13 protein-coding genes are annotated in these 12,173 nt (G+C 61.9%); 12 read left to right on the top strand and 1 reads right to left on the bottom strand.

Annotated elements, in window-relative coordinates; genetic code table 11:
* Window positions 1–183 precede the first annotated feature (183 nt).
* From K529_RS01710 to ureG, 9 genes are all read left to right on the top strand, one after another.
* On the top strand, window positions 184–990 hold the full coding sequence (locus tag K529_RS01710) for an urease accessory protein UreD (protein WP_046002515.1): 807 nt from the start codon (window positions 184–186) through the stop codon (window positions 988–990).
* 19 nt (window positions 991–1,009) lie between these two features.
* On the top strand, window positions 1,010–1,312 hold the full coding sequence (locus tag K529_RS01705; protein WP_046002516.1) for an urease subunit gamma: 303 nt from the start codon (window positions 1,010–1,012) through the stop codon (window positions 1,310–1,312).
* A 27-nt stretch (window positions 1,313–1,339) separates the two neighbouring features.
* A complete protein-coding gene (locus K529_RS01700) occupies window positions 1,340–1,927 on the top strand; it encodes a HupE/UreJ family protein (RefSeq protein WP_046002517.1) in 588 nt (195 codons plus the stop codon).
* 12 nt (window positions 1,928–1,939) lie between these two features.
* Window positions 1,940–2,245 carry an urease subunit beta gene (locus K529_RS01695; protein ID WP_046002518.1) on the top strand — a complete coding sequence of 102 codons (306 nt, stop codon included), beginning with the start codon at window positions 1,940–1,942 and terminating at the stop codon, window positions 2,243–2,245.
* Between the two features lie 387 nt (window positions 2,246–2,632).
* Window positions 2,633–4,345, top strand: coding sequence for an urease subunit alpha (ureC, locus tag K529_RS01690; RefSeq protein WP_005615379.1), 1,713 nt, complete (start codon window positions 2,633–2,635; stop codon window positions 4,343–4,345).
* A 238-nt stretch (window positions 4,346–4,583) separates the two neighbouring features.
* Complete coding sequence (locus K529_RS01685; protein ID WP_005615377.1) at window positions 4,584–4,811, top strand: hypothetical protein; 228 nt, start codon at window positions 4,584–4,586, stop codon at window positions 4,809–4,811.
* Window positions 4,812–4,860: 49 nt separating this feature from the next.
* On the top strand, window positions 4,861–5,367 hold the full coding sequence (gene ureE / locus K529_RS01680; protein ID WP_005615376.1) for an urease accessory protein UreE: 507 nt from the start codon (window positions 4,861–4,863) through the stop codon (window positions 5,365–5,367).
* Window positions 5,357–6,001, top strand: coding sequence for an urease accessory protein UreF (locus K529_RS01675; RefSeq protein ID WP_005615374.1), 645 nt, complete (start codon window positions 5,357–5,359; stop codon window positions 5,999–6,001). The genes ureE and K529_RS01675 overlap by 11 nt, the downstream gene beginning before the upstream one ends.
* Window positions 5,998–6,651: an urease accessory protein UreG gene (gene ureG, locus K529_RS01670; RefSeq protein WP_005615372.1), complete on the top strand. Its 654-nt coding sequence runs from the start codon at window positions 5,998–6,000 to the stop codon at window positions 6,649–6,651. The genes K529_RS01675 and ureG overlap by 4 nt, the downstream gene beginning before the upstream one ends.
* Window positions 6,652–6,734: 83 nt before the next feature.
* Here ureG and K529_RS23400 read toward each other — a convergent pair whose 3' ends face one another.
* Window positions 6,735–6,878 carry a hypothetical protein gene (locus K529_RS23400; protein WP_009176862.1) on the bottom strand — a complete coding sequence of 48 codons (144 nt, stop codon included), beginning with the start codon at window positions 6,876–6,878 and terminating at the stop codon, window positions 6,735–6,737.
* Window positions 6,879–7,238: 360 nt separating this feature from the next.
* On the opposite strand from K529_RS23400, the gene pgi reads away from it, so the two are divergent.
* Genes pgi through edd form a run of 3 tightly spaced genes read left to right on the top strand, consistent with a single transcriptional unit; the run spans window position 7,239 to window position 12,171 of the window.
* On the top strand, window positions 7,239–8,849 hold the full coding sequence (gene pgi, locus K529_RS01665; protein ID WP_005615369.1) for a glucose-6-phosphate isomerase: 1,611 nt from the start codon (window positions 7,239–7,241) through the stop codon (window positions 8,847–8,849).
* Between the two features lie 25 nt (window positions 8,850–8,874).
* Window positions 8,875–10,326 (top strand): glucose-6-phosphate dehydrogenase, encoded by a 1,452-nt coding sequence (gene zwf / locus K529_RS01660; RefSeq protein WP_046002519.1) that lies wholly within the window; start codon window positions 8,875–8,877, stop codon window positions 10,324–10,326.
* Between the two features lie 33 nt (window positions 10,327–10,359).
* Complete coding sequence (gene edd, locus K529_RS01655) at window positions 10,360–12,171, top strand: phosphogluconate dehydratase (protein WP_046002520.1); 1,812 nt, start codon at window positions 10,360–10,362, stop codon at window positions 12,169–12,171.
* Window positions 12,172–12,173 lie beyond the last annotated feature (2 nt).

The following is a 12,173-nucleotide window of genomic DNA, read 5'->3' as shown; positions in this document are numbered from 1 at the left end:
GCTCCGAATAGCGCCCCGCCCTCCGCCCTCGCAAAGTCGGCAAGGACGCACAGATACACGCAGCTATCTTCTTTGCAGTGTCTCAGGGCGGTATTCAGGGAGAGCGCGATCACGCATATCGCACATACCACGCCCGGGTCTCACAGCCCGATCACGGCTGCCCCGGAACAGCAGCCCCGCGCCATGGGGCACGCGCATGTCAGCAGCAAGTTGCGTCCTGACGGCAAGGTCGCATTGGATGCGCTGCATCAGTCCGGAGCGCTCAAGCTGCTGTTTCCCACGGGCAGGCAAACGCTGGAAGCCGTGGCCGTGAACACCGCAGGCGGCATTACCGGTGGGGACCGGTTTTCCCTCAAAGCCGAGGCCGGAGAGGGCAGCCAGATGACCCTCACCACCCAAGCGGCCGAACGCGCCTATCGCGCGCAGCCCGGACAGACCGGGCAGATGACCACACACCTGAACGTCGCCGCACGTGCCCGCCTCAATTGGTTGCCACAGGAAACCATCCTCTTTCAGCGCAGCGATTTTACCCGGAGTTTGCAAGCCGATCTGGCAGAGGACGCACGGCTCTTGCTGGTGGAGCCGCTGGTGTTTGGACGCGCCGCAATGGGCGAGGCGCTTACATCCGCCCGGTTTCGCGATCACATCCAGATCCGGCGCGCGGGACAGCTCATTTATCGCGATGCAATCCATCTGCAAGGCGATCTGGCCGCGCAGCTTAGCCGTCCGGGCGTGGCTGGCGTCCTGTCGGCCCGCTGCAGTGCGATGGCGACCCTCCTGCTGGCCGCACCAGAAGCAGAGGCCACGCTGGGATGGCTGCGCGCTCACCTGCCGGACGGTGGCGACGCCCTCGGCGGCGCCTCGCTCCTCGCCCCCGATTTACTGCACATGCGGCTCTTGGCGGTGGATAGTTTTGTCCTGCGCCAGAGCCTTCTGCCCCTTCTTGACAGGCTGACCGAGGGTGGCCTGCCCCGTTGCTGGAGACTTTGACCATGAAAGCGCCACACCCATGAACCTGACCCCGAGAGAAAAGGACAAACTGCTGGTCGCCATGGCCGCCGAGGTCGCGCGCAAGCGGCTCGCCCGCGGGGTCAAACTCAACCACCCCGAGGCGATCGCGCTGATCACCGATGCTGTGGTCGAGGGCGCACGCGATGGCCGTTCCGTCGCAGAGATGATGCAGGCCGGGGCCGAGGTCATCACCCGTGCACACTGCATGGCCGGCGTGCCCGAGATGATCCACGAGGTTCAGGTCGAGGCCACCTTTCCCGACGGCACCAAGCTGGTGACCGTGCATAACCCCATTCGCTGACTGACCGCTTTCCAAGGACTGACCGATATGAAATCCCGCATTGCCCTTTCCCTCGCTGCCCTGCCGACCGCCAGCCCTGCCTTTGCGCATCTGGACCCGGCCGGGCATGGATCCTTTGCCGCTGGCGTCAGCCATCCGGTGTTCGGCCCGGATCATATCCTCGCCATGGTGGCGGTGGGCCTATGGGCCGTTGTGCAGGCGCACCGCACGGGTGAGACCCGCGCACTCTGGCTGCTACCGACCGCCTTTGTGGGCATGATGACGCTCGGGTTCCTTTTCGCCATGCGCGGCGTGGAACTGCCCCTGGTAGAGCCGATGATCCTCGCCTCTGTGATGGTGCTGGGCGGTATGGCTGCGCTGGCACTCCGGATGCCGCTTGCGGGGGCAACGGCGATCACTGGGCTTTTTGCGCTGTTTCACGGCCATGCTCACGGTGCGGAAATCGGTGCAGCTTCGGCCCTGCCGTATCTGGCAGGCTTTGCGCTCTCCACGGCTCTGCTGCACGGCGCCGGTGTTGCGGGCGGGCTGACCTTGGCGCAGCGCAGCGCCACCCTGCCCCGCGTCCTTGGGGCCTGCGTTGTTCTTGCAGGCACCGCGCTTGGGCTCGCAGGCTGAGGGGCGCTTCACATGATCCCCGGAGAGATGTTCCCCGCCAGTGGCGAATTGACCCTGAATAAGGGGGCCGAGGCCCTCACCTTGATGGTTGCCAACACCGGCGACCGCCCGGTTCAGGTGGGCAGCCACTACCATTTTGCCGAAGCCAACCCGGCGCTGGAGTTTGACCGCACCGCCGCCCGTGGCCTGCGTCTGGACATTGCCGCCGGCACCGCCGTGCGGTTTGAGCCCGGTCAGCGCCGCGAAGTGCAACTGATCCCGATTGGGGGTGCGCGCAAGGTCTATGGGTTCAATGCTCAGGTAATGGGGGAGTTGTGATGGACTCGCTGAGGGCCGCGACCGAGCCTGGGTGGGCGCTGTTGCCTTCGCTGATGAACGCGCCCTCACGCCCCAGAGTACCGGGTTCGCCTGCCTCCACGATGCCCACGCGCCCTCCCTGGGGGAGGGTCGGACGCGGCCCGGCCTGTCGTCCGGGCGGGTCATTTCGAGATCTCGACTTACCGATCTGCCTCGACAAGCAGGATCAGGAAAAACTGAATATAGACACGAGAAGGCGCTCCTTGATGAAGGGCGAGCCGCAGCGGCTCAGGAGCCTCCCAATCTTCACACATCACGACCTTCCCAAATGCACGAGACACAGAACACCCTGTTCTCTGCCGTGCATTGACAAGAAAAACACATCCAGAACAGCAGGATAAGTCCGACATGCCCGCCAAAATCTCCCGCTCTGACTATGCCGCCATGTATGGCCCCACCACCGGAGACCGCGTGCGGTTGGCCGATACTGACCTGATCATCGAGGTGGAGCGCGACCTCACCGGACCTTACGGTGAGGAGGTGAAATTCGGCGGCGGCAAGGTGATCCGTGACGGGATGGGGCAGGCACAGACCACACGCGCGGCGGGCGCGGTTGATACTGTGATCACCAATGCGCTGATCCTTGACTGGACCGGCATCTACAAGGCTGACATCGGCCTGAAGGATGGGCGCATCCATGCTATCGGCAAAGCCGGAAACCCCGACACCCAGCCCAATGTGACCATTATCGTTGGCCCCGGCACCGAGGTGATCGCGGGCGAAGGGCGTATCCTCACGGCGGGTGGGTTTGACAGCCATATCCATTATATCTGCCCGCAACAGATCGAGGATGCGCTGCATTCTGGCCTCACCACCATGCTGGGCGGAGGCACCGGGCCAGCGCATGGCACTTTGGCCACCACCTGTACCCCCGGTGCCTGGCACCTTGGTCGTATGATGCAGGCCGCAGATGCGTTTCCAATGAACCTCGCCTTTGCAGGCAAAGGGAATGCGTCGCTGCCGGCTGCTATCGAGGAACAGGTGAACGCGGGCGCCTGCGCATTGAAACTGCACGAGGACTGGGGCACTACCCCCGCCGCCATCGACTGCTGCCTCGGGGTTGCCGATGCGATGGATGTGCAGGTGATGATCCACACCGATACGCTGAATGAATCGGGTTTTGTCGAACATACCGTAAAGGCCATGAAAGGCCGCACGATCCATGCCTTTCATACCGAAGGCGCAGGCGGTGGCCATGCCCCCGATATCATCAAGATCTGCGGCGAGGAGCATGTGCTGCCGTCCTCGACCAACCCGACGCGGCCCTTCACTGTGAACACACTCGAAGAACACCTCGACATGCTGATGGTGTGTCACCACCTCGACAAATCCATCCCCGAAGATGTGGCCTTTGCCGAGAGCCGCATTCGCCGGGAAACCATCGCGGCCGAAGACATCCTGCACGATATGGGGGCGTTCTCGATCATCGCGTCGGACAGTCAGGCGATGGGGCGCGTCGGCGAGGTGATCATCCGCACGTGGCAGACCGCCGACAAGATGAAGAAACAGCGCGGGCGGCTTTCGGATGAGGTCGGCGAGAACGACAATTTCCGCGTTCGCCGCTATGTGGCGAAATACACCATCAACCCGGCCATCGCGCATGGTATCTCGCATGAGGTTGGCTCGATCGAGGTTGGCAAACGCGCCGATCTGGTGCTGTGGAACCCGGCGTTTTTTGGCGTGAAGCCGGAAATGGTGCTGATGGGGGGCACAATTGTCTGTGCCCAGATGGGCGATCCCAACGCCTCGATCCCGACGCCGCAACCGGTCTATTCCCGGCCCATGTGGGGGGCCTATGGCCGCTCTGTTGAACACTCCGCCGTGACATTCGTGTCAGAGGCGGCGCAAGCGGCGGGCATTCGCGGCAAACTTGGCCTGGCAAAGCAAACGCTCGCCGTGAAGGGCACGCGGGGGATCGGTAAATCCGCGCTGAAGCTCAACGATGCGACACCACATATCGAGGTTCACCCGGAAACCTATGAGGTGCGCGCGGATGGGGAACTGCTGACCTGTCAACCTGCGGCGGAGCTGCCCATGGCGCAGCGGTATTTCCTGTTCTGAAGCGCACCCCAGCTGCAACCAAGAGATGGTCGCGCGGCTGCCCCCTTGCCAAAACACGGCGACAAATCCATCAAAGGCCCCATCATCATGCCGAAATATTCAGCAAAATCAGAATCTTCACCCCTTGCCTTGTCACAGGCGCATGGCGGGAATGCGTCAACACTACCTACCTATTTGCTGCACCGCAGCTATATTGGTGTCACGGGAGAGACATTCTTGAACACAGGAGCATATCCCCATGGCATACGCATCGAACGCACAAACACGCGCGCCCTTCAATCCGCTGGGCCTGATCGCAGGCTTTTTCCGCGCGATTGGCAACGGTCTGGTTCACCTCGCAGAATCCAACCATCGTGTGAACCGCGCCCGCACCTTGATGGCGCTGTCCGACGAGGAATTGGCAAAGCGCGGCCTGAAGCGCGACGACGTTGTAAAACACGTCTTCTCGGACATCATGTACGTCTGAGCCTCTGCACGCAGAGATACCTGAAAACGACCACAGCGGGGGGCCTGTCATGAGCGCCCCCCGGCTGACCGCCCGCCACTACCACGGGCACCCGCATGACCAGAGCCCTCGCGACCGCGTGGTGCTCGACTATGACGCCCGCTTTCTGCGTCGCAAGGTGCTGACCTGCGAAAGCGGTGAGCGCCTGCTGGTTGACCTGCCCAATACGACTTCGCTCTATCATGGCGGCGTTCTTCTTTTGGAGGGCGGCGGCGAGGTGCTTGTGGTCGCAGCCTCTGAGCCGCTGTTGGAGGTCACTGCCGACCATCTGCCAAGGATCGCCTGGCACATCGGCAATCGCCATACCCCCTGCCAGATCGAAGACACCCGCCTGCTGATCCAGCGAGATCATGTGATCCGCGCGATGCTCGACCACCTCGGTGCCACTGTGCGCGAGGTTGATGAGCCGTTTACCCCGGAAGGTGGCGCATATAGCCACGGGCGCACCCATGCGCATGAACATGGGCATACGCATCATCACGGCCACGCCGATCACGACCACAGCCATGAGCACTGAGGCCGCGCTTTTGTTGGTGCAATGGCTCTCGCCCGCCTATCCGGTGGGGGCTTTTGCCTATTCACACGGGCTTGAGTGTGCGGTGGCAGAGGGGCACGTCAGCGATGGGAACGGGTTATCCCGGTGGCTGACAGACCTTCTGACCCATGGGGGCGCACGCTCTGACGCGATGCTGCTGGCCTGTGCCTATCGGGCAGAGACGGCTGCGGACCTGTCCGAGATCGACGCCACCGCCCGCGCGTTTTGCCCCACGGGCGAACGCTTGCAAGAGACCGACCTGCAAGGCGCGGCGTTTTGCCGAACCACAGCCGCCACTTGGGGGAATGACCTTGCGCAGCTTACCTATCCGGTGGCGGTGGGATGTGCCGCACGGCAACATGACATCCCGCTGGATCTCACCGTGCAGATGTATCTGCATGCGTTTCTCGCAAACCTCATCGCCGCTGGCCAAAGACTTCTGGCGCTCGGTCAGACAGACGCGCAGCAGCGCCTCTGCGCTCTCTCGCCGCAATTGCGCGACACAGCCGGAGCCGCCTTGTCCTGCACGCTCGACGATCTCTTTGGTGCGAGTTTTGCCGCAGATATCGCATCCATGCGCCATGAAACCCAATATTCAAGGATCTTCCGCTCATGATCTCGAAGACCACTTCGCACCACGGCCCACTTCGCGTTGGAATCGGAGGCCCCGTGGGTGCAGGCAAGACCACCCTGACGGCGCAGCTGGCCCGCGCGCTGAAGGATCATCACTCCATCGGTGTGATCACCAATGACATCTACACACAGGAGGACGCCGAGGCATTAATGCGGCAGCAAATACTGCCGCAGGACCGTGTGATTGGCGTCGAGACTGGAGGCTGTCCGCACACGGCGATCCGCGAAGATGCCTCGATCAACCTCGCGGCCGTGGCCGAGATGCAAAAACGCCACCCGGAGGTCGAGATCGTGCTGATCGAGAGCGGCGGAGACAACCTCTCTGCGACGTTTTCACCGGAACTGGCGGATGTGACGCTCTATGTGATCGACGTCGCAGCGGGCGAGGAAATCCCCCGCAAGGGCGGCCCCGCCATCACCCGTTCCGATCTGTTGATCATCAACAAGACCGATCTGGCACCACATGTGGGGGCTTCACTTGAGGTGATGGAACGCGACGCCACCCGGATGCGCCGGGGGCTGCCATTTGTCTTTACTGCGATGCGCCACGGAGACGGGGTCGAGGCGGTCTTGCATCATCTCTTTGAGATTGGTGGCATCGACTCGGGCGCGCTCGCCCCACCCAAACCGTGAGAACGCCGCCCGGGTAAAACCCGTTGCGACGTCTCACGAGGTAACTCAGATGCGCTTGGCGCACTCAAACGACACAGTAACGATCAAAGGATCTGCGTGTCCAGCGCTTGCGTCAGTTCCACGCCGTGTGCCTTATCGGCACAAAATCCGCCGTCTGCATAAGTTTTGGTCAGGCTAACGCCAACAATCAGCACAGCCAGGGCAAAGGTTTTAATGTGTTGGATCATATCGGTATCCTCTGGCGATAAGGGCGATCAATTGCCCTTTCTGCGAAAAAGGTAACGCGATCTGAAAACGCGCAATATGAAGCGCTTCACACAAGTTGCAAAAAACTGCCCAGTCGTCTTGGTCCATCTCTAACGGCGTGCCATACAGATCGCGACGCAAACACGCTAAAGCAGAGTTTTGCAGCGCCTGCGCGCCTGTGACATTCCCTTGAACACTGCTGGCATGTTGCAAGAGTGTGAAATTTTAGAAATAGAACTGGCATTGTTAGCGCTAACTTGGCATATAGGCCGCGAAACGGATCCCGCGCGCGGTCGCCGGTCGCGCAGCCATCCCGATGCGATCCACGAGGAGCCGACTTGATGAGTGACATTTGGCAGCAACTCTCTGCCCACCGGGCCACAACCGAGACCACACCGCTGACCGATCTCTTTGCAAAAGATGCCGCTCGGTTTGAGCGATACTCGGTCTCTGTCAACGATCTGTTGCTGGACTACTCCAAGACCGCGCTTGATGACACCGCGCGCGCGTTGCTGTTGCAACTGGCGGAGGGTGCGGACCTTGCGTCAAAGATCGATGCATTGATGTCAGGCGAGAAGATCAACACGACAGAGGGCCGCGCGGTGCTGCACACCGCCCTGCGCGCGCCCGCAGATGCGGTGATCGAGGTGGACGGCGAGAACGTGGTGCCCGGCATTCAGAACGTGCTGGCGCGGATGGGTGAGTTTGCCACTGCCCTGCGCGATGGCACCTATGCCACCAAAACCGGCAAGGCGTTTACGGATGTGGTGAATATCGGCATCGGCGGCTCTGACCTTGGTCCCGTGATGGCGACATTGGCGCTCGCGCCCTATCACGACGGGCCTGCGTGCCATTTTGTCTCCAATGTGGACGGCGCGCATATTCATGATGTGTTGGCGGGGTTGAACCCTGAGACCACATTGATCGTGATCGCTTCGAAAACCTTCACCACCATCGAGACGATGACCAACGCCCAGACCGCCATCACATGGCTACAAGGCACGCTTGGCGAAGATGTCTCGGCGCATCTGGCGGCGGTATCGACCGCGATGGACAAAACCGCCGCGATGGGCATTCCCGACGCCCGTGTCTTTGGCTTTGCCGACTGGGTGGGCGGGCGCTATTCCATGTGGGGGCCGATCGGCCTGCCAATCATGATTGCCGTGGGGCCAGAGGCATTCCGCGCGTTCCTTGATGGCGCAGCGGCGATAGATGAGCATTTCCGCAGCGCGCCACTGTCTGAAAACCTGCCCGTGCTTCTGGGGCTGATCGGTGTCTGGCACAATAATATTTGCGGCTATGCTTCGCGCGCGGTGCTGCCCTACGATCAGCGGCTCTCCCGCCTGCCTGCCTATTTGCAGCAGCTTGATATGGAGAGTAACGGCAAGTCCGTCGCGCTGGATGGCAGCCCTCTGCCCCGCGCCTCTGGTCCGGTGGTCTGGGGCGAGCCGGGCACCAATGGCCAGCATGCGTTTTATCAGTTGCTCCATCAGGGCACGCAGGTGGTCCCCACCGAGTTCTTGATCGCCGCCACAGGTCACGAGCCCAATCTCACCCATCAGCACAACCTCTTGAAGGCCAATTGCCTCGCTCAGTCCGAGGCGCTGATGCTGGGGCGGTCCTGGGATGAGGCGCGCGAGATCGCCGAAAAACGTGGCTTTAGCGGCGCTGACGCTGACCGGATGGCCGGGCATCTGAGCTTTCCCGGCAACCGTCCCTCGGTGACCATTGCCTATCCCAAACTGACGCCTTTCGTGTTTGGCCAGATCGTTGCGCTATATGAACACCGTGTGTTCACCGAAGGCGTGATCTGGGGGATCAACTCCTTTGACCAATGGGGCGTCGAGCTGGGCAAGGAACTGGCGACCCGCCTCCTGCCCATGGTCGAAGGGGCAGATGCATCACAAAAAGATGCCTCCACCCGTGGCCTGCTGGCCAAGCTTTCAACCTGACCCGCCAACCAAGAGGAAGACACTTATGGTATCCCGCGTCATCCCCGTAGACAGTTTCGACTTCGTCTTGTTCGGCGCCACCGGCGACCTTGCACGGCGCAAGATCCTGCCGAGCCTGTTCCACCGGTTCCAGATCGGCCAGTTCGACGACACCAGCCGCATCATCGGGGCGTCACGCTCCAAGATGGATCAGGGCGAGTTCCAGACCCTCGTGGGAGATGCGCTGAAGGAATTTGGCGACATCCCCGCCGATGCAGAACCAGATGTCGAACGGTTTCTGGCGCTGCTGGACTATGCCTCCGTCGATGCCAAGGGAGGTGGCGGCTGGTCCGACCTCGGCAGCAAATTGCGCAATGGCGTGGTGCGGGCGTTTTACCTCTCGGTTGCGCCTTCGCTGTTTGGTGACATTGCCGGGCGGCTCAAATCCACAGGCATCGCGGACGACCTAAGCCGCATCGTGGTGGAAAAACCCTTTGGTCACGATCTGGCCTCGGCGCAGGCGCTGAACGCAGCCCTGCGCGAACACTTTGAAGAAAGCCAGATTTACCGGATCGACCACTACCTTGGCAAAGAAACGGTGCAAAACCTGATGGCGCTGCGCTTTGCCAACTCGCTCTTTGAGCCGCAGTGGAACTCGCATCACATCGACCACGTGCAGATCACCGTCTCCGAGAGCATCTCTGTGGCGGGGCGTGGTGAATACTACGACAAATCCGGCGCGATGCGGGATATGGTGCAAAACCACCTGATGCAGCTTTTGTGTCTCACCGCGATGGAGCCGCCCTCGACCTTTGAGCCCAATGCTGTGCGCAATGAGAAACTCAAGGTCATCGAAAGCCTTGAGCCGGTTGCTGCGGATGACATCGTGCGCGGCCAGTATCGCGCCAAGACGGGAGGAGATGGCTATCTCGATCACGCAGGTGACCCGCATTCGCGCACCGAGAGCTTTGTTGCGATGAAGGTCGAGGTCGCGAACTGGCGATGGGCGGGCACACCGTTTTATCTGCGCACCGGTAAGTGCCTGCGCGAGCGGGTGTCGGAAATCGCCGTCTACTTCCGCAAGCCGCCGCATAATATCTTTGGCGAGGACAATGCCATTGATGGCAATATGCTGGTTATTCGCCTGCAACCGGACGAGGGCATCACGCTCAAGACCACTATCAAGGACCCCGGACCCGGCGGTATGCGCCTGACCTCTGCCGATCTGGACATGACCTTTGCCGACAGCCTGCCCGAGGCCGGTCGCCCGCAGGACGCTTACGAGCGCCTGATCATGGATGTGATCCGCGGCAACCAGACCCTGTTCATGCGCGGCGATGAGGTCGAGGCCGCCTGGACCTGGGCCGACCCCATCATCAACGCGTGGGATAATTCGACTCGCACGCCGCAACCCTATGATCAGGGCGGCTCCGGCCCCGAAGACGCGCTTTTGCTGCTGCACCGCGACGGTCGCCGCTGGCGCGCTATCGGCGCCTGACCCTGTTGTAAGATCTGAAAAGGAGGCACGCCAATGTCGCTCAATGCCACACTCGCCGCCGTCACCGACCGTATTATTGAACGCAGCCGTCCCACGCGCGAGGCCTATCTTGCCCGGATGCGCGCCGCCGCCTCCAAAGGCCCCGCACGCGCGCACCTCAGCTGTTCCGGTCAGGCCCATGCTTATGCTGCCACCGGCCCGGATCAGGAAACACTTGCCGCCGGCACGGGCGGCCACCTCGGGATCGTCACCGCCTATAACGACATGCTCTCGGCACATCAGCCGTTTGAGACCTATCCGATGTTGATCCGCGAAGCCGTGCGCGAAGCTGGTGGCACCGCGCAGGTGGCAGGCGGCGTTCCGGCCATGTGCGATGGCGTCACGCAGGGCGAAGCGGGCATGGAGCTGTCGCTGTTTTCGCGCGACAGCATTGCCATGTCGGTGGGTATCGCGCTGTCGCACAACGTCTTTGACGCCGCTGTCTTCCTCGGCGTCTGTGACAAAATCGTCCCCGGCTTAGTGATTGGCGCGCAGGCCTTTGGCCATCTGCCATCAGTGTTCCTGCCTGCGGGGCCAATGACGTCTGGTCTCTCGAATGACGAAAAAGCGCAGATCCGCCAGAAGTTTGCCAAGGGTGAGATCGGTCGGGATGAGCTGCTGAAGGCCGAAATGGCCGCTTACCATGGCCCCGGCACCTGTACGTTTTATGGCACCGCCAACACCAACCAGATGCTGATGGAGTTCATGGGGCTGCACCTGCCCGGCTCCTCCTTCGTCAATCCCGGCACCGAGCTGCGCGATGCGCTGACCAAAGAAGGGGCGAAACGTGCGCTGTCACTTTCAGCGCTTGGCAATGACTACACGCCGACCTGCGATATCCTTGATGAGAAGGCTTTCGTGAACGGCATGGTCGGGCTGATGGCCACCGGCGGCTCCACCAACCTACTGATCCACCTGATCGCCATGGCACGCGCAGGCGGGATCATCCTCGACTGGCAGGATTTCTCCGAAATCTCTGATGTGGTGCCACTGATCGCGCGGGTCTACCCCAACGGGCTGGCGGATGTGAACCACTTCCACGCCGCAGGCGGTCTGGGCTATATGATCGGTCAGCTGCTGGACGCGGGCTACCTGCACCCCGACACCAAAACCGTGACCGGTGAGGGTCTTGGTTCCTACCTGATGGAGCCGTTCCTTGATGCAGGCGCACTAACATGGCGCAAGGGCACCTCGGAAACGCTCAACGACAAGATCGTGCGCCCTGCTTCAGATCCGTTCCAAAAGACCGGCGGCCTTGCGCGTCTCAGCGGCAACCTCGGCACCGGGGTGATGAAGATCTCCGCCGTGGCCGAGGAGCACCGTGTGGTCGAAGCTCCGGTGCGGGTCTTCCACGATCAGGACGAGGCCAAGGCCGCCTTCAAGGCGGGCGAACTCAACGACGGCGACGTGGTCATCGTGGTCCGCTTCCAGGGCCCCAAGGCCAACGGCATGCCGGAGCTGCACTCCATGACGCCTTTCCTGTCGATCATGCAGGGGCGCGGGCAGAAAGTCGCCCTTGTTACCGATGGACGCATGTCAGGTGCCTCTGGCAAGGTGCCCTCGGCGATCCATGTGGTGCCCGAAGCCCTGGACGGCGGCGCAATCGCCAAACTGCAGGATGGCGATGTGGTGCGGGTGGATGCGCTGAGCGGCGATCTGCAGGTGCTGACCGAAGGCGTGCTCGACCGCCCCGCCGCCACCGCCGACCTCACATCCTATCAGCACGGTACGGGCCGCGAACTCTTCGCCCTGTTCCGCAATTCCGTGACCTCCGCCGATACCGGCGCAACCGTATTTGGAGTCTGATC

The organism is Tritonibacter mobilis F1926 (assembly GCF_000376545.2).
GTDB classification, from domain to species: Bacteria; Pseudomonadota; Alphaproteobacteria; order Rhodobacterales; family Rhodobacteraceae; genus Epibacterium; species Epibacterium mobile.
This window is presented reverse-complemented; position numbering and strand designations above follow the sequence as displayed.